This window comes from Amycolatopsis sp. NPDC005961 (genome assembly GCF_040629235.1).
Taxonomy (GTDB): domain Bacteria; phylum Actinomycetota; class Actinomycetes; order Mycobacteriales; family Pseudonocardiaceae; genus Amycolatopsis; species Amycolatopsis camponoti.
This window is the reverse complement of record NZ_JBEXVF010000005.1, coordinates 98,939-116,592: the sequence shown is the minus strand read 5'-3', so window position 1 is coordinate 116,592 and position 17,654 is coordinate 98,939. Positions and strand designations below refer to the sequence as shown.

At 71.6% G+C, this 17,654-nt stretch carries 15 protein-coding genes; 5 read left to right on the top strand and 10 right to left on the bottom strand.

The features are described from left to right. Nucleotides 1-35 precede the first annotated feature (35 nt). Complete coding sequence (locus ABZ342_RS06670) at nt 36-1,886, top strand: translation factor GTPase family protein (protein WP_360469493.1); 1,851 nt, start codon at nt 36-38, stop codon at nt 1,884-1,886. Here ABZ342_RS06670 and ABZ342_RS06665 read toward each other — a convergent pair. Next, complete coding sequence (locus ABZ342_RS06665; RefSeq protein ID WP_360469490.1) at nt 1,883-2,752, bottom strand: DUF1206 domain-containing protein; 870 nt, start codon at nt 2,750-2,752, stop codon at nt 1,883-1,885. The genes ABZ342_RS06670 and ABZ342_RS06665 overlap by 4 nt on opposite strands. Before the next feature lie 79 nt (nt 2,753-2,831). On the opposite strand from ABZ342_RS06665, the gene ABZ342_RS06660 reads away from it, so the two are divergent. After that, nucleotides 2,832-3,224, top strand: coding sequence for a hypothetical protein (locus ABZ342_RS06660; protein WP_360469488.1), 393 nt, complete (start codon nt 2,832-2,834; stop codon nt 3,222-3,224). On the opposite strand, the gene ABZ342_RS06655 is transcribed toward ABZ342_RS06660, so the two are convergent. The 3 genes from ABZ342_RS06655 to ABZ342_RS06645 all read right to left on the bottom strand — a co-directional run bounded on the left by ABZ342_RS06655 (nt 3,221) and on the right by ABZ342_RS06645 (nt 6,455). Continuing rightward, nucleotides 3,221-3,646, bottom strand: a complete 426-nt coding sequence (locus ABZ342_RS06655; protein ID WP_360469485.1) for a hypothetical protein — start codon at nt 3,644-3,646, stop codon at nt 3,221-3,223. The genes ABZ342_RS06660 and ABZ342_RS06655 overlap by 4 nt on opposite strands. A gap of 68 nt (nt 3,647-3,714) precedes the next feature. Next, nucleotides 3,715-4,656, bottom strand: coding sequence for an alpha/beta fold hydrolase (locus ABZ342_RS06650; protein ID WP_360469482.1), 942 nt, complete (start codon nt 4,654-4,656; stop codon nt 3,715-3,717). Between the two features lie 641 nt (nt 4,657-5,297). Beyond that, nucleotides 5,298-6,455, bottom strand: coding sequence for an acyl-CoA dehydrogenase family protein (locus ABZ342_RS06645; RefSeq protein ID WP_155549132.1), 1,158 nt, complete (start codon nt 6,453-6,455; stop codon nt 5,298-5,300). A gap of 114 nt (nt 6,456-6,569) precedes the next feature. Here ABZ342_RS06645 and ABZ342_RS06640 point away from each other — a divergent pair, with 114 nt between their 5' ends. Continuing rightward, the gene (locus ABZ342_RS06640; RefSeq protein WP_360469479.1) at nt 6,570-8,246 is read left to right on the top strand and encodes an AMP-binding protein; all 1,677 of its coding nucleotides are present in this window, start codon (nt 6,570-6,572) and stop codon (nt 8,244-8,246) included. Here the strand turns inward: ABZ342_RS06640 and ABZ342_RS06635 are convergent. Further along, nucleotides 8,211-9,263 carry an Lrp/AsnC family transcriptional regulator gene (locus tag ABZ342_RS06635; RefSeq protein WP_360469476.1) on the bottom strand — a complete coding sequence of 351 codons (1,053 nt, stop codon included), beginning with the start codon at nt 9,261-9,263 and terminating at the stop codon, nt 8,211-8,213. The two genes, ABZ342_RS06640 and ABZ342_RS06635, sit on opposite strands and share 36 nt — an antisense overlap. A gap of 89 nt (nt 9,264-9,352) precedes the next feature. Between ABZ342_RS06635 and ABZ342_RS06630 the strand changes: the two genes are divergently transcribed. Beyond that, a complete protein-coding gene (locus tag ABZ342_RS06630) occupies nt 9,353-10,036 on the top strand; it encodes an SDR family NAD(P)-dependent oxidoreductase (protein ID WP_360469473.1) in 684 nt (227 codons plus the stop codon). A gap of 3 nt (nt 10,037-10,039) precedes the next feature. Here ABZ342_RS06630 and purE read toward each other — a convergent pair whose 3' ends face one another. The 5 genes from purE to ABZ342_RS06605 all read right to left on the bottom strand — a co-directional run bounded on the left by purE (nt 10,040) and on the right by ABZ342_RS06605 (nt 15,179). Further along, nucleotides 10,040-10,537 carry a 5-(carboxyamino)imidazole ribonucleotide mutase gene (gene purE / locus ABZ342_RS06625; protein WP_155549128.1) on the bottom strand — a complete coding sequence of 166 codons (498 nt, stop codon included), beginning with the start codon at nt 10,535-10,537 and terminating at the stop codon, nt 10,040-10,042. Between the two features lie 10 nt (nt 10,538-10,547). Further along, on the bottom strand, nt 10,548-11,732 hold the full coding sequence (locus ABZ342_RS06620) for a 5-(carboxyamino)imidazole ribonucleotide synthase (RefSeq protein WP_360469469.1): 1,185 nt from the start codon (nt 11,730-11,732) through the stop codon (nt 10,548-10,550). A 12-nt stretch (nt 11,733-11,744) separates the two neighbouring features. Beyond that, a complete protein-coding gene (locus ABZ342_RS06615) occupies nt 11,745-12,950 on the bottom strand; it encodes a glycosyltransferase 87 family protein (RefSeq protein ID WP_360469466.1) in 1,206 nt (401 codons plus the stop codon). Next, nucleotides 12,925-14,274, bottom strand: coding sequence for a glycosyltransferase 87 family protein (locus ABZ342_RS06610; protein WP_155549125.1), 1,350 nt, complete (start codon nt 14,272-14,274; stop codon nt 12,925-12,927). Before ABZ342_RS06610 ends, ABZ342_RS06615 begins: the two co-directional genes overlap by 26 nt. 71 nt (nt 14,275-14,345) lie before the next feature. Next, nucleotides 14,346-15,179: a GGDEF domain-containing protein gene (locus ABZ342_RS06605; RefSeq protein ID WP_360469463.1), complete on the bottom strand. Its 834-nt coding sequence runs from the start codon at nt 15,177-15,179 to the stop codon at nt 14,346-14,348. Between the two features lie 269 nt (nt 15,180-15,448). Here ABZ342_RS06605 and ABZ342_RS06600 point away from each other — a divergent pair, with 269 nt between their 5' ends. Then, nucleotides 15,449-17,647: a sigma-70 family RNA polymerase sigma factor gene (locus ABZ342_RS06600; RefSeq protein ID WP_360469460.1), complete on the top strand. Its 2,199-nt coding sequence runs from the start codon at nt 15,449-15,451 to the stop codon at nt 17,645-17,647. The last annotated feature ends 7 nt before the right edge of the window (nt 17,648-17,654 follow it).

Genomic DNA, 17,654 nt, shown 5'->3' with positions numbered 1-17,654 from the left:
CCTGTCACCCGCATCACAAAGGACTTCCCACGACCGTGAAAACCCTGAACATCGGCATCCTGGCGCACGTCGACGCCGGTAAGACCAGCCTGACCGAGCGTCTGCTCTTCGAAGCCGGCGCCATCGCGCGTCTCGGCAGCGTCGACCGCGGCGACACCCAGACCGACTCCCTCAAGCTCGAACGCCGTCGCGGCATCACCATCCGCTCCGCAGTGGTCTCGTTCACGACCGGCGACACCCGGATCACGCTGATCGACACCCCGGGGCACTCGGACTTCATCGCCGAGGTCGAGCGCGCGCTGCGCGTCCTCGACGGCGCCGTGCTCGTCGTGTCCGCGGTCGAGGGCGTCCAGGCCCAGACCCGCGTCCTGATGCGCACGCTGCGCCGGCTCGCCATCCCGACGCTGATCTTCGTCAACAAGATCGACCGGATGGGCGCCCGCGACCAGCTCGGCGACATCCGCGCGAAGCTCGCGCCCCGGGCGATCACGCTGAACGCGTCATCCGGCGAGCTGGCCGAGTTCCTGGCCGACGGTGACGACGCGTTCCTGGAGTCCTATGTGGACGACGAGGTCGACGACGAGGCGTGCCGCGCCGAGCTGGCCCGGCAGGTCGCCCGCGCCGACCTGCACCCCGTGCTGTCCGGCTCGGCGCTCACCGGTAACGGCGTCGCGGACCTGGCGACGGCGATGACCGAGCTGCTCCCGGCGACCGAACGCACCGGCGACGGGCCGCTGCACGCGACGGTCTTCAAGATCGACCGCGGCCGCACCGGGGAGAAGATCGCCTACGCCCGCCTGCACACCGGCTCACTCGCGCCGCGGCAGCGAATTCCCTTCTACCGCGGCGAAACCGAGTTCACCGGCCGGGTCTCCGCGCTCGAGGTCGCCGGCGACGACGTGGCGCTCGCCGGGGACGTCGCCCAGGTGCGCGGGCTGCGGGAGGTCCGGATCGGCGACCGGCTCGGCTCCCCCGGCCCCACCGGCGACGGCGTGTTCGCGCCGCCGAGCCTGGAGACCGTCGTGCGGCCGGTCCGGCCCGAGCAGGCCGCGGCGCTGTTCACGGCGCTGACGCGACTGTCCGAAGAGGACCCGCTGATCGACGTCCGCCGCCACGGCCACGACATCTCGGTCCGGCTCTACGGCGAAGTGCAGAAGGAGGTGCTGCGCTCGATGCTGGCCGACGGCGCCGGCATCGACGTCACGTTCGAGCGGACGAGCACCCTGTACGTCGAGAAGCCGGTCGGGTGCGGGGAAGCCGTCGAGGGGCTGGATCCGGAGCAGCGGCTGTACTTCTTCGCGACGGTCGGGCTGCGGGTGGAGCCCGGCCCCGGCCGCACGTTCGGGCTTTCGGTCGAGCTGGGTTCGCTGCCGCTCGCGTTCCACAAGGCCATCGACGAGACCGTCCACGCCACGCTCGAGCAGGGGTTGTACGGCTGGGAAGTGCTGGACGTGGCCGTCACGCTGACGCACACGGCGTTCTTCAGCCCGCTCAGCGCGGCGGGCGACTTCCGCAAGATGACGCCGCTGGTGCTGATGGCGGCGTTGAAGGAGGCCGGTACGCGGGTGCACGAGCCGGTGCACCGCTTCGAGCTGGAGGTCCCGGCGAACGCCGTCAGCGCGGCGCTGCTCAAGCTCGCGGACCTGCGCGCGGTGCCCGGCGAGCCGGTGACCGGGCCGTCGTCGTGCACGCTGCACGGCACGATCCCCGCGGAGCACGTCCACGCGTTCGAGCAGGCGCTCCCGGCGCTCAGCCAGGGCGAAGGCGTCTTCCTCAACGAGTTCGAGGGCTACCGGCCCTACCCCGGTCCGCCGCCGGTGCGGCCGCGGACCGGCCAGAACCCCTTGGACCGCAAGGAGTACCTCGCGCAGGTGGCCCGGCGTTAGCGCTTGTGCGCCCAGGCCGCGCCGAAGCAGTACGCGCCGAAGGAGGCGAGGCCGAGCGCCACCACGATCAGCAGCACGGTGCCGAAGGGCTGGGCGGCGAGCGTCTTGAGCGCGGCGTCCAGCCCGCCGGCCTTGTTCGGGTCGGCCGTGAACCCGGCGATGGCGAGCAGGAACGCGACGATGGCGAGGACGACGCCCTTCGCGAGGTAGCCGACCCGGCCCACCCCGCCGATCCAGCGCTTCGTCTTGCCGGGCAGCTCCTGCGTGTCGAGGTCTTCGAGGAACTTCTTCTTGACGCCCTTCACCCCGGCCGCGATCGCGACTCCGAGGACGCACGCGGCGGCGATGACCACCAGCGCCGGGCCCGCGGGCAGCTGGAGCAGCTTCCCGGTGAACTCCTGCTGGGTCTGGTTGCTCGACCCACCGCCACCGCTGCCGGTGGCGATCTTGAAGGCGGTGAAGCCCAGCGCGATGACGACGACGCCGCGCGCGGCCGCGCCGATCCGCTTGCGCGTGCGCTTGCCGCCGCTGACCCATTCGTAGCCGGTGGCGGCCATCATGAACTGCCAGAGGCCGAACAGGACCAGGCCGACGGCGAGGATCCAGAGCAGGACCTGGCCGAACGCCGTCGAACCGACCTGCTGCAGTGCGCCCTTCTGGTCGGCCTGCTCGCTGCTCCCGACCGCGACCTGCACGGCCAGGTAGGCGATGACGAGGTGGACGACGCCGTAGCAGGCCATGCCGACCCGGCCGAGCAGCTGCGCGGTGTCGCTCTTCTCGCCCTTTTCGGCTTCGGCCTCGGTCCGGTTCGCGCCTCTTCGGGCGGAACCCTCGGTCCGGCGCACGCCGTCTGATGTCCGGTTCATACCGTGTGGGTACCCATCCCGGGGCGCACCCCGCTGGGCCATGCGGCGCAATCGCGCGCTGTGATGGGACGATTCCGGCATGGATGCGCGGCTGGTCGGCTACTGGTCGGAGTCGGAGGTGCACCCCGGTTCGACCGAATACACCGAACTGGGCTTCCGCCCCGACGGCACGGGCTGGCAGTACTGGTCGAGCTGGAGCACGGCGTTCGTCGTCCACCGCTTCACGTGGGAGGGCACGGCGAGCCGGCTCCTGATCCGGCTCGGCATGATCCTGGACGGCACGTGGTCGCTCGCCGGCGAGCGGACGGACCACCGCATCGAGCGCCGCGAGCACCTCGACACGGAGTTGACGCTGAGCTGCACGCTGGCCCCGGGGCCGAGGCTGCGGCTGGCCCGCCCGCTCGACGAGATGCTCGGCGGCACGGAGTTCCTGGCCGTCCCGGGCGGCGGCACCGACCCGACGCTCGCCTAGGCGGGGCGGCGCCGCACCTCGTCGAGGCGGGCCCAGCCGCCGTTGACCGCCAGCAGCGTCAGCACCTGCTCGGCCTGTTCGGCGAAGCGCACGAGGTCTTCGTGCAGCAGGGCGGCGCGTTCGCCGTCGAGCGGGTCGACGTCGTCGAACCAGAGCGAAATCGCCGAACCGGCCGTGACGGCGAGCCCCTGCGTCAGGCTGAGGAAGCCGGGCGACGGCTCGCGTGCGGCCGCGCGGTAAGCGGTTTCGATCTCATCGCATGCGGCCAGCAGCTCCCGCAGCTGGGCGACGGCCCCGGCCGGCGTGCCGTCCCAGGCGGCCGTCGGCCAGGCGCGGTCGGACAGCTCGAGCCACAGCCGCCAGCCGGCGACCAGCTCGGCTTCGTCGTGGGGCGTCCAGGACGCCGGAACCGGCCAGTACATCGTTCGAGGGTGACACCGCCGGAGCGGAAAACCGCCCCGGCGGTGGGTTATGTCTCATGTGGCGAAACTCAGCCGATCTGCCCGCTGATCACCGGCGGCACCGGCACGCAGGGCGGCGTCTTGGCGTGGGCCGGGTCGAGCGCGTTGAGCACCAGCCCCTGGGCGACGGGGTCGTAGGTGATGCCGAGGTGGTCGGTGAAGTCGAGCCCGCAGACGTTCTGCAGCAGGATGTTCTTCACGTTCGGCCTCGGGGCCAGGAACGCGCTCGTGTACGGCGTGACGACGTCGTCGTAGCGGGTCTGGATGACGGTGTACTGGATGCCGTCGACGGTCTCGCCCCCGGAGTTGAGCGCGGCGAGGAAGTCCGAGCCGACGGCCTGTTCGTTGCACGACTGGCAGACGGTGCCGAGCGCGGCCGGCACGCCGGGGATCATCTCGAGGGTGCTGAGCAGGCCGAAGAGATCGGTCCCGTGATTGGACGGCGACAGCCCGACGAGCCGGCTGATCTTGTCCGCGCCACCGAGGTACTTGATCCAGTACCGGACGTTCATCCCGCCCTGCGAGTGCCCGACGACGTCGAGCTTCTTCGCCCCGGTGGCCCGGAGGATCTTGTCCCCGAAGGCGGCAAGCGCTTTCGTGGTAACGGCGATGGGCCCGACGGTCTGCAGGAAGCTCCCGGGCGCCCCGCCGAAGTTGCCGGCGAAGACGCAGTAACCGGCGTCGGCCAGCTTCTGCGAGAGGTTGGCCCAGTTTTCGTAGGCGTTGGCGGTGGTCCCGTTGGAAAGCAACACGGGGTTCGGGTGCTGAGCGGAGGGCTTGCAGTTCCAGTCGTTCGCCCCCGGCGGCGCAATGGTGGGCGCGCCGAGCGAGTAGAGCGCGGCGGCGAGGATGTTGGGCTGCACGGGCCCGGTGGGTTCCTTTTCGGCGGCTTGCCCGGTACCGGCCCCGAGTGCCAGCGCCGCCACCGTGGCGACGGCCGCCGTGAGCCACCTGCGCGTCGTTGCGCCCATCCGTTTCACCTCTCTGTGAACCGATGGTGATCCGCATCACCGAAGTGTTAACGCGCGGGTAACTTGTCCGGACACTCCCCCTGGTGAGTGATTTTCTTCCGGGTTCTGACCTGCTACGAGTGACACAAGATGACCAAAGTGCCACTCACGAACATGACAAAGGCCCCCGGCGCAACAAGGCGCCAGAGGGCAACACGCAAGGGTCACGGAGGAGCCAGGAGGATCGAGAACCCAGACCTCCCCCGCACCCCGATCCGAAGCCGAAACACGGCCGGCGGAACCGGGTCAAGGCATCTTTCCCGCCTTGACCCGGTCCCGCCGGCCGTAGTCACAATGAGGGCTTCGGGGTGCCCGGGACCAACCCTTCAAAAGAGCCCGGGCCATGACGACCTTCCAGATCTGGTTCGTGGCCGATGCCGGGGTCATCGGCGTGACCGCGAGGCGGGTCCGGCAGGGGATACGCAGGTGCCGATCGCGCACCACGCGTGCGACATCCGCCACGTCGCTGCTTACCCTGCCGGTTCGGCTTGCGCCTCGGGCGCCCCGTGCACCTGTTGAGGCGGATTGACCAAAGTATGGCGCCACGGTCCGCTGGTCCTCAACGGTTTTACCGGTACCCGAACTACCGGATCAAGATCAATCTAGCCCTTGAGCAGGGCGCGGGCCATGACGACCTTCTGGATCTGGTTCGTGCCTTCGTAGATCTGCGTGATCTTCGCGTCGCGCATCATGCGCTCCACCGGGAAGTCGCGGGTGTACCCAGCCCCACCGAAGAGCTGAACAGCATCCGTCGTCACCTCCATGGCGATATCCGACGCATAAGTCTTGGCCGCCGAAGCCATGAACCCAGCCCGCTTGTCCCCGCGCTCCGAAGCCGCCGCCGAGGCGTAGACCAGGTGGCGAGCCGCCTCGATCTTCGTGCCCATCTCGGCCAGCATGAACTGAACGCCCTGGAACTCCGCGATCGACTTGCCGAACTGCCGGCGGTCCTTCACGTACGCGATCGCCGCGTCCAAGGCGCCCTGGGCGATACCCAACGCCTGCGCGCCGATCGTCGGGCGGGTGTGATCCAGCGTCCGCAGCGCCGTCTTCAAACCGGTCCCCGGCTCGCCGATGATGCGGTCCTCGGGGATCGTGCAGTTCTCGAAGTAGATCTCGCGCGTCGGCGAACCCTTGATGCCGAGCTTCTTCTCCTTCGGGCCCACCGAGAAGCCCGGGTCGTCCTTGTGCACGACGAACGCCGAGATGCCGTTGGCCTTCTTCTCCGCGTCCGGGTCGGTCACGGCCATCACCGTGTACCAGGACGACTCGCCCGCGTTGGTGATCCAGCACTTGGTGCCGTTGAGCACCCAGTGGTCACCGTCGAGCCGGGCGCGCGCACGCATCGACGCGGTGTCCGAGCCCGCTTCGCGCTCCGAAAGCGCGTACGACGCCGAAGCCTCGCCCGACGCGATAGAGGGCAGCACCAGCTTCTTCACGCTCTCCGAACCGGACAGGATGATCGGCTGCGTGCCGAGCTTGTTCACCGCCGGGATCAGCGACGCCGACGCGTCGACCCGCGCGACCTCTTCGATCACGATGCAGGCGCCCACGGCGTCCGCGCCCTGGCCGTCGTACTCCTCGCCGATGTGGACGGCGTTGAACCCGGACTTGACCAGCGCGTTGTACGCCTCGATCGGGTAGCGCTCGTTCTCGTCGACCTCGGCCGCGTACGGCGCGATCTCCTTCTCGGCCAGGGCCCGGACCGCGGCCCGCAGCTCCTCGTGCTCCTCGGCAAGCTGGTACAGGCCTTCGGTCACTTCCGGTCACCTTCTCTACGACGTCGGGAGGGTTCCGTCGATGTTAGCGCTCGTTCACTGACTGCGTCGCTCTCGTCCTTGTGTCGTTGACCGCAGAATTCGTATGGTCGAGTGATGCCGCTCACCGCGCCGACGACGCCGCCCGGTTTGCCCGCCACCCTCGACTACCCCGAAGTCCCCGTCGGTTCCCTCCTCGCCGCGGGCGCCGCCCGCTGGGGCGACCGGACCGCCTTCGCCCACGACGGCCGCAGCCTCACCTTCACCGAGACCTACCGCGCGGCCTGCCGCTTCGCCCACGCGCTGCGGGCGCGGGGTGTCGGCCGCGGTGACGTCGTGGCGCTACACCTGCCGAACTGCCTGGCCTTCCCGATCGCGTACTACGGCACGCTGCTGGCCGGGGCGACCTTCAGCCCGGCCAACCCGCTGCTCCCGCCGGACGACCTCGCCTTCCAGCTCGCCGACTGCGAAGCCGCGGCCGTCGTGACGTTCGGGCCGGTAGCCGGGGTACTGGCGAGCGTCGCCGACCGGATCCCGGCCCGGCTGACGATCGTCGTCGGCCCCACCGGCGACCTGCCCGCCGGCGCCGTCGAGTTCGAGGCGTTCCACGCCGGGCAGCCGGACGAGCGGCCGGACGCCGGCACGTCGGTCCACGACGACCTCGCGCACCTCGCCTACACCGGCGGCACCACCGGCCGGTCGAAGGGCGTGCGGCTGACGCACCGCAACGTCGTGGTCAACACCCTCCAGCACGCGTGCTGGGGCACCGGCTCGGTACCGGCGCTCGACGAGCACGGCGACGTCACCATCGACCAGATCGGCAGCGAGGACGAGTGGCCGTCCCGGCTCGGCACCGGCGTCGCGATCAACCTGACGCCGTGGTTCCACGCGATGGGCATCATCGGCGGGCTGAACGCGGCCGTCCTCGCCGGCACCACGACCGTGCTCCACTCTCGCTTCGACCCCGCCGCCTACATCGCCGACGCCGAGCGGCTGCGGATCACCGGCATCGGCGGCGCGCCCGCGTTGTTCGCCGCGCTGCTCGCGACGCCCGCCTTCCACACCGCGGACCTGTCTTCGGTGAAGTCGATCGGCTCCGGCGCCGCGCCGATGAACCACGCGATGATCAACGCGCTGCGCGAGCGCTTCCCCGGGGTGGTCGTCGCCGAGGGCTACGGCCTCACCGAAGCGACCATGGGCGCGGTCATCTCCCCGACGTACCGCTCGGGCACGCGCAAGGTCGGCTCGGTCGGCGTGCCGATCTTCGACACCGAGGTCAAGGTCGTCCCGGCCGAGGGCGGCGAGGACCCGCTCCCGGCGGGCGAGAAGGGCGAGGTCTGCCTGCGCGGGCCGCAGATCATGCTGGGCTACCGCAACCGCCCGGAGGAGACGGCGGCCGCCCTCGTCGACGGCTGGCTCCACACCGGCGACGTCGGCATCCTCGACGCCGATGGCTATCTGTCCATTGTGGACCGCAAGAAGGACATGCTGCTGTACAAGGGGTACAACGTCTTCCCGCGTGAGCTGGAGGAACTGCTCATCACGATGCCCGGCGTCGCCGCGGCGGCCGTGGTGGGCCGGCCCGACATCGAGGTCGGCGAGCTGCCGGTCGCCTTCGTGGTGCCCCGCGGTTCGCTGGACGCCGACGAGCTGATGGCCGCGGTCAACGAGAAGGTGACGCCCTACAAGCGGCTGCGGGAGATCCGCGTGGTCGAGCAGATCCCGGTGTCCGCCGCCGGGAAGGTGCTCAAGCGGGAGCTACGGCAGCAGCTGATCGGCGAGCTGCCCGGCTAGCCGGTCGCCGGACAGGAGCGTGCCCGCCTGCTTGACGTGCTTGAGCAGCGGGGAGACCTCCATGCTCTGCAGCCCGGGCAGCGCGCCGATCCGGTCCGAGGTGAACTCGAACAGCTCGTCGAGGTCACGGCAGTGCGCGACGGCGTGGAGGTTGTACGGCCCGGAAACCGCCGCGGCGAAGGCGATTTCCGGCTGCTGCGCGAGCGTGCGCCCCACGTCCTTGACCGCCGACGGGTGTACGCGCAGCCAGAGGTGCGCCCGGGCGTGGTACCCGAGCGCCTCGGCCGCGATTTCGACGTCGATGTGGACGACGCGCAGCCGGATCAGCGTCTCCAGACGGCGCGCGGCGCGGCCGGACGTCAGGTCCGCCGCCGCGGCGAGGTCGACCAGGGCGGCGCGGCCGTCCGCGGCGAGGACGTCGAGCAGCTTTTCGTCTTCGGGCGTCAGGTGCACGGGCTCACGCGCCACGACCGGGGCTTCCGTGAACGGCGACGCGTCGGTCCCGAGCATCGCTTCCTGCTCGGGGGTCAGCGTGCCCCGCAGCGCGGCCCAGTAGTGCCCGCGGCCGCCGACGAACTGGCGGAGCATCGCCGACGCGTGGATGTCGAGGACGGCCGCGGTCCGCGGCAGCTGCTGGCCGAGCAGGTCGTCCCGCTGTTCCCGGGTCCGCGACCGCACGGCGAACCCGATCTCGGAGCCCCCGGCGCAGAGGCCCACCCAGCTGACGTCCTCGCGCTTCGCGAGGGCGTCGGCGATCGCCGCGGTGCTGCCGGGACGGCACCGCAGCCGCACCAGCCACTTGCTCTGGCCCAGCGCGCCCGGGTCGACGATGCCCGCGACGCGCAGGACGCCCTCGGCCCGAAGCCGCCGATAGCGGCGGCCGACCGCGTTCTCGGTGACGCCGAGGACGGCCGCGATCGAAGCGAACGAGGCGCGCGGAGCCACCTGGAGTGCCCGGATGAGACGCACATCGTCGGCCTGCACAGTGCCGGATTCGGCCATCACGGCTCCCCTCATCGAGGCAATCCTACAAATTCGCCACCCGCACGGGCACGCTCGGCGAGCGAGTGGACAGACTCGGGGCACACCGCTCGAAGGGAACAGCCATGGAAACCGCCCTCGTCATCGGAGCCTCGCGCGGGCTCGGGCACGCGATCGCCGCCGAGCTGGCCGCCCGCCACTGGCACGTGATCGGCACGGTCCGCGACCCGGCCGCCCGGACACCCCTGCACGACCTGGCCGACGCCTCCGCCGGACGCGTCGAAGTCGAACACCTCGACATCACCGAGCCCGATCGGCTGCCGCCCCTGCGCGAACGGCTCGCCGGACGCCGGATCGACATGCTCTTCGTCAACGCGGGCACCACGAACAACCCGGCGACTCCGATCGGCGAGGTGTCGACCGCCGACTTCGTCGACGTGATGGTGACCAACGCGCTCAGCCCGATGCGCGTCATCGAGTCGCTCCAGGACCTCGTGCCTGCGGACGGGCTCATCGGCGCGATGTCGTCCGGCCAGGGCAGCATCACCAACAACACGGCCGGCTCGCGCGAGGTCTACCGCGGCAGCAAGGCGGCGCTGAACATGCTCATGCGCAGCTTCGCCGCCCGGCAGGCCGACCGGGCCCTGCTGCTCATGGCCCCCGGCTGGATCCGCACCGCCCTCGGGGGCGACCAAGCGCCGTTCACCGTCGAGGAGTCCGTGCCGCTGATCGTGGACGTCCTGCTGGCCAAGCTCGGCAAGCCCGGCCTCGAGTTCCTCGACCGCGAGGGCAAGACCGTACCGTGGTGACCGCTAGTGGCCGGCCTTCGCGCGCAGGGCCGCGTCCTTGTCCAGGACCAGCTTCTCGAGGTCGCGCTGGAACTCCGCCATCTTCGAGCGCAGGCCCTCGTCCGAGGCCGCCAGGATGCGGACCGCCAGCAGGCCCGCGTTGCGCGCGCCGCCCACCGAGACCGTCGCCACCGGGACGCCCGCCGGCATCTGGACGATCGACAGCAGCGAGTCCAGGCCGTCCAGGTACTTCAGCGGGACCGGGACGCCGATCACCGGCAGCACCGTCGCCGAGGCGACCATGCCGGGCAGGTGGGCCGCGCCGCCCGCGCCCGCGATGATCACGCGGATGCCGCGCGCCACCGCCGACGTCGCGTAGTCCAGCATGCGCTGCGGGGTGCGGTGCGCCGAGTAGACGCCGACCTCGTACTCGACGCCGAACTCGTCCAGCGCCGCACCGGCCGCCTCGAGGGTCGGCCAGTCCGAGTCGCTGCCCATGATCACGCCCACCTGCGGCGCCATACCTGATCTCCTAGTGGATTTCGTAGCCGTCGAGCCAGACGGCGTGGGACAGCCAGTGCGCCGAGAGCAGCGCGCGGTTGCGCAGGTCGTCCATGCGGTCGCCGGTGAAGTTGACGTGCCCGAGCTTGCGCCCCGGCCGCTCCTGCTTGCCGTAGAGGTGCACCCGCGCCTCCGGGTACCGCGCGAACAGGTGGTGCAGCCGCTCGTCCGGCCCCATCTCGGGCAGCTCCGGCGCGCCCAGCACGTTCGCCATCACGCACGCCGGCGCGATGAGGTCCGTCCGGCCCAGCGGGTAGTCGAGCACCGCCCGCAGGTGCTGCTCGAACTGCGACGTGCGCGCGCCGTCCATGGTCCAGTGCCCGGAGTTGTGCGGGCGCATGGCCAGCTCGTTGACCAGCAGCCCGGTGTCCGTCTCGAACAGCTCGACCGCGAGCAGCCCGGTGACGTCCAGCGTCGACGCGACCCGCAGCGCCAGGTCCTGTGCCTCGTGCACGCGCTCGGGCGCGAGGCCCGGGGCCGGGGCCAGCACCTCGGTGTTGATGCCGCCGGTCTGCACCGTCTCGACCACGGGGTACGCCGCACCCTGGCCGAAGGGCGAGCGGGCGACGAGCGCGGCCAGCTCCCGCCGCATCGCCACCTTCTCCTCGACCAGCAGCGCCGTGCCCGCTTCCAGCAGCTCCGGCACGGTCTCGCGCGCGTGCTGGGCGGTGTCCAGCATCCAGACGCCGCGGCCGTCGTACCCGCCGGTCGACGCCTTGAGCACCACCGGCCAGCCGTGCTCGCCGCCGAACTTCACCACGTCGTCCACAGTGGACACCTCGGCGAAGGCCGGGCCCGGCACGCCGAGACCCGCCATCATCTCGCGCATCACCAGCTTGTTCTGCGCGAAGCCGAGCGCCGACGGCGCCGGCCGGATGAGGTAGCCCTCCATCGCCAGCGTCAGCAGGTGCTCGCCCGGCACGTGCTCGTGGTCGAACGTGAGCACGTCGACCGACGCCGCGAACTTCCGCAGCGCGTCGAGGTCGGTGTGGTGCCCCAGCGTGACGTCGCCGGCGACGAGCCCCGCGGCTTCGTTCTCCCCTGCCGCGAGCACGCGCAGGGACTGGCCGAGGGAGATCGCCGCCTGGTGGGTCATCCGGGCCAGCTGACCGCCGCCCACCATGCCCACGACGGGCAGACCGGTGTGTTTGTCCATAGCGCGCCCAGCCTAAACGGTGACGACCTGCGGTGACCGCCGGACCAGACGTAGCTCACGCGCCGCCAGGCCGAGGATCCCGCCCGCCGCCGCGAGCACGTAGACGTTGCCGAGGACCGACCAGCCCAGGCCCCAGCCGAACTCCGCGTCACCGCCGTTGGGCACGAGCATCACGATCTGCGAGAGGAACAGCGCCGCCACCGCCGCCGCGGCCCACCACCGCGCCTTGACAACGAGCAGCGTGAGCAAGGGCACGCACCAGACCCAGTGGTGCGACCAGGACACCGGCGACAGCAGCAGCCCGTAGAACGCCGTCACGAGCAGAGCCGCCGCGTCCTCACCTCGCCGGTGCAGCCGCACGACCAGCCACACCGCGGGCACGGCGAGCACCGCCGCCACCCCGACCGCCACCGCCAGCGACCAGGACGCCAGGTGCGAAGCCCGGTTGACCAGCCCGTTGAGCGACTGGTTGAAGATCCAGTGCACCGACCCGACCCGGCTCGGGTCGGTCGCGGAATCCCGCCAGAACCGCGCCGCGTCGACCGGGATGACCGCGAACATCACCGCTTCGAGCGCCACGAACGTGCCCAGGGCCCGCAGCCCGTCTCTCCACCTTCCCGTGAAGAACAGGTGCGGCACGAAGATCAGCGGGGTGAGCTTGATCGCCGCCGCCACGCCGATCAGCACGCCCGCCCAGCGCGACCCCCTGGCCGACAGCACCAGGACGTCCAGCACCACGAACGCCATCAGTATCAAGTTGATCTGGCCCAGGAACAGCGTCTTCCACACCGGTTCCAGCGCCAGCGCGATGGCCGTTCCCGCCGGCAGCGCCCACCAGCTTCTTCCCAGAAGCGACGAGTGCCCCGGCGACGACAGCACCACCGTGATCACGACCATAAGGGCGACCACCGACAAAAACGCGATCACGCCCCACACCAGGCCGGACGGCACGAGCGCGAGCGGCAGGAACAGCGGCGCGGCGGCCGGCGTGTAGGTGAACGGCAGCCGCACCCAGTCGGGCAGCGCCGTCAGCACGTCCCGCGTGTAGAGCGGGTCGCCGTGCAGCAGCGTCATGGCCCCGGCGCGGTACACGGCACTGTCCGCGCCCAGGTGCCACTCGGCCAGCCAGACGACGACGCCGAACGCCAGCACCAGCAGCGCGATCCCGCCGGCCAGGAGCCGGCCCCGCACCTCAGACGCCGGACGCGACGTCGACATGCTCGTCCGTCGCGGCTTTCTTCCTGGCCCGCCGCTGCAGGCCCCAGCGCAGGCTCAGCGCCACGGCCAGCACGACCGGCATCAGGATGTACGCGTCACCCAGGATGTTCTGCCAGACCGTCCAGTGCAGCTCGACGTTGCGGCCGTTCGGCAGGATCAGCAGCACGCAGCTGACGAACACGAACGCCGCGAGGAACGTCCCGACCCAGCGCTTCCACGCCGTCTTCGGGGTGGTCTTCGGCAGCCGCGAGACCAGCAGCACGATCAGCGGGATCACCCACACCCAGTGGTGCGTCCACGAGATCGGCGAGATCAGCAGCGTCCAGAACGCCGTGACGAGCAGCGCGGCCAGCGCCTGGCCCTTGCGGTGGAAGCGGACCAGCAGCCACAGCGCCGGGATCGCGAGCAGGAACCCGATGCCCATCGCCGCCGACGACGCCCACGGCGCGAGGTCGGTGGCCCGGTTCATCAGCGCGTTCAGCGACTGGTTGCCCGCCCAGTGCACCGGCCCGATGCGGCCGGTGTCCGGCAGCGTCACGGTCCAGTACTTGGCCGCGTCGTGCGAGTTGATCAGGAACATCAGCCCCTGCAGCACGACGAACGTGGCGAAGCCGCGGATCGCGTCCATCCGGCGGCCGGTGATGAACAGGTGCCCGAGGAACACCAGCGGCGTCAGCTTGATCGCCGCCGCGACGCCGACCAGCACGCCGCCCCATCGGCTGCCGCGCGCGCCGATGACCAGCATGTCCAGCATGATCATGGCCATCAGGACCAGGTTGATCTGGCCCAGGAAGATCGTCCGCCACACCGGCTCGAGCGCGAGGAAGACCAGGAAGAAGACGATGGTCGAGCGGGCGGGCGAGGCCCACCAGCGCGGGCCGTCGGCGGCCGGGCGGGGCAGGGCGCCGATCGCGATCCGGATCGACAACGCCATCGCCGCCAGCGAGATCGCGGTGATCAGGCCCCAGGAAATCTGCGTCGGGAACGCCGCGAGCGGCACGAAGATCAGGGCGGCCGTCGGCGGGTAGGTGAACGGCAGCAGCGCCCACCACGGCTCGGGGGCCAGCGTGTTCGCGTCGTAGAGGGAGTCGCCGTGCAGCAGCGTGAGCGCACCGGCCCGGTAGACCGCGCTGTCGACGCCGAGCACCCAGTCGTGCTGCCAGCCCCAGATGCCGTATCCGATCGCGACCAGCGGGATCACCGCGAGGATCAGCATCGACCGAGGGCGGACGGACAGGCGGGCGAGTGACTTCCGCAGGGCCAGGCGGTGCTGCGATCTGGCCGCGACTGCGCCGTCGACGTCGGTGGATACGGTCCGGGTCACCTCACCAGGAAATCATGAGCCGCCTGATCGGGGTCAGACGGCCCCGGCCAGAATCGGACATTTCACCCGTACTACACGCGGGCGAGGTGGGCCAGCAGGTCGCAGGCCATTTCGTGGGTGGCGGGCAGGCGCACCGCCGACACCCGGGGCCGGCCGGCGTCCGCCAGCTGCGAATCCACGGAAAGCCGCTCGTGCAACGCTCTTCGCAGCGCGACGCCGTGCGAAGCGACCCGCTCGTCCTTCGGGACCAGCGCGGCCACGACGGACGTCCCCAGCGAAGCGACGCTCTGCCCGCTGTCGAACACCGCCCGCAGCGCGTCCGCGACCAGGATCATCCCGGTCAGCCGCGGGAACCCGGTGACCGTGGTGAGGTCGAGCGAGACGACCAGCAGCACGTGGTCCTCGGCGGCCGGCCGCTCCCGCGCGGCGGCGGCCCGGTAGACCTCGTAGAGCCGGGTGCGCAGGTAGGCGGCCGAGGGCAGGCCGGTCAGCGGGTCGGTGACCTCGGTGTGCACGAGCTGGTCGGTGGCGACGTCGGCCCAGGCCAGCGCGGTGGTCCGCAGCAGCCGCGCCGGCGTGGCGTCGACGTCCGGCGAGACGAACCCGTCGCCGGCGTGGTCGAGGACCGCGTGCAGCGCGGCCAGGTCGGCGAGCGTTTCCGCGAGCCCCGCACCGGCCGCCGCCCGGGCGCGGGCCAGCCCGGCCAACGCGGTTTCGGCGGCCTCGACGCGGCCCTTGGCCATCACGGCCGCGCAAACGGCGTCGACCTCGGGCAGGGCCCAGTCGCTGGGGAACCGCCACCCGGCGGCCAGGCTGGCCGTCCGCCAGCGGGCACGCAGGGTGCGCAGGGCGCGGTCGGCGAGCGGGGCGTCACCGGGACCGGAGCGCGTAGCCGGAACGTCCACTGGCGGCCTGCCCCTTTCGTCCGGTCCGTGTCGATCTTGCTCGGTGCTTCACGGTGAGGACGTGCCCCACCGGACGCCGTGACGCGTACTCGCGAGTTTTGTTAAGAAGCTTTTCCACGGCGCGACCCGGGGTCGGGTGATTTCGATGCGCCGTCGGAGTCAACACCCCGACCACAGCGTGACGGCTCGGGGTGGGTCAGTCACACTTGTCACGCGTCGCGGACCCGCCTGTAATGGCAGGTCCTGGCCCTAACCGACCGAGGAGTGCCGTGTCCACCGTTCCCGCCGATCTCAGCGGAAAGAGTGACGCCGAGCTGATCGCCGAGGTCCGCGCGGGAAAGATCGAGTCGTACGGGCCGCTCTACGAACGTCACACCGGTGCGGCCCACAATCTCGCTCGTCAGCTGGCCCGTTCGAGCTCCGAAGCCGACGACCTCGTATCCGAGGCGTTCGCGAAAGTGCTCGACACTCTGCGTGGCGGCAAGGGGCCGGACACAGCCTTCCGGGCGTACTTGCTGACTGCGCTGCGTCACACCGCGTACGACCGCACCCGCAAGGAACGCCGGGTCGACCTCAACGAGGACATGGCCGACGTCTCGGCCGAGGCACTGACCGTGCCGTTCTCCGACACCGCCGTCGCGGGACTCGAGCGGACGATGGCCGCCAAGGCGTTCGCGCGGCTGCCCGAACGCTGGCAGGCGGTGCTCTGGCACACCGAGATCGAGCAGCAGAGCCCGGCCGAGGTCGCGCCGCTGCTGGGGCTGACCGCGAACGGCGTCTCCGCGCTGGCCTACCGCGCTCGCGAAGGGCTGCGCCAGGCGTACCTGCAGGTCCACCTGCAGGAGAACGCCGAGGAACGCTGCCGCGCCTGCGCCGAGCGGCTCGGCTCGTGGACCCGCGACGGACTGTCCAAGCGCGAACGCTCCCAGGTCGAGAACCACCTCGACGAGTGCGAGAACTGCCGGGCGCTGGCCGCCGAGCTCGCCGACGTCAACGGCGGGCTGCGCGCGATCATCGCCCCGATCGTCCTGGGCGGCGCGGCGCTCGGCTACCTCGCCACGATCGGCGCGGCCAAGGCGAGCGCGGCCACCGCGGCCGCGGCCGGTGCGGCGGCCGCCGGAGCCGCCGCGGCCGGGGGCAAGGCCGGCGCGGCCGCCGGAGCCGCGGCCGCGGGACCCCGTCAGTTCGCCGGGGTCGCCGCCTCGGGCGCGGCGGTCGTCGCGGCCGTCGTCATCGCGCTCACCGCCGGCGGCGGGGCGCAGGAGATCCCGGTCGCGGCCCAGGTGCCGCCGCCGGTGGTCCAGCCGGTCAACCCGCCGGCCCCCAAACCGCCGCCCCCGGCCCCGCCCGCGCCGGCCCAGCCGCCCGCACCTCCCGCTCCGCCCGCGCCTCCGGCGGCCCCGCCCGTCGAGCCCGCTCCTCCGGCGGTCGAGCCGCCCGCGCCGGCGCCCCCCGCACCGCCGGCCCCGGCGCCGCCGTCGATGTCCGCGACCACCCCGCCGGACGGCCTCGAACTGAGTCCCGGCACCGCGATGAACCTGCCGATCACCGTCCGCAACGACGGCGGCAGCCCGTCCGAGCCGGTGGTCGCCGCGATGAAGCTGCCGCCGGGCGTGCACGCGGTCGACGCCGGCGGAGGCGGCGCGCCGATGGCGTTCGCGCAGGACGGCGGCCCGATCTCGGTGAACTGCCCGGGTGGTGACGGCGTGGTGACGTGCAAGACCGGCGCGGGCCTGCAGCCCGGCCAGAGCGCGACGCTGAACTTCCGCCTCCGGGCCGACGACGACGCCGAAGGCGGCACGGTGACCGGCTCGGTCACCGCCGGCGTCCGGATCAACGTCGCGGTGAGCGTCAAGGTCACCGTGAAACTGCCGCCGGACGCGGTGGTCCTGGAAGCCCAGGGCGACGGGCTCTCGGCGTTCCCGTGGACCCGCAACCCGCTGGTCTACGTGCGCGTGCGCAACACCGGCGAGTCGACGAAGCCGGTCACGGTCACCTTCGACCACCCGCTGTGGCAGTGGTGGAGCCTGCGCGGCTTCCCGTGCACGCCGTCCGGCGAGGGCGCGACCTGCACGACGAACACGGCGCTGGCGCCCGGTCAGCACGTCAACCTGTGGGTGCGGCTGAAGGGCCGTCCCGACGACGGGCGCGTGACGATCACCGCGAAGCTCGGCAAGGCGGCCGCGCAGCCGGTGACCGTGGACTTCGGCTGCTACCACCACTGGTGCGGCAAGGACCCGCTCCCGACGACGTCGACGACGCCGACGACCAAACCGTCCAAGCCGGCCCCGACGTCGCCCTCGAAGCCGACGTCCACGCCCCCGGCGACGACCACGAAGACCGAGCCGACGACCGAGCCCCCGACGTCGCCGACCACGACGAGCGCGCCGCCGCAACCGGGGACGAAGCCGGCCGACCAGCGACCGACCGTCACCCCCGAGAAGGGATTCGGCTGGCTGACCGGGTAGCGTCCGC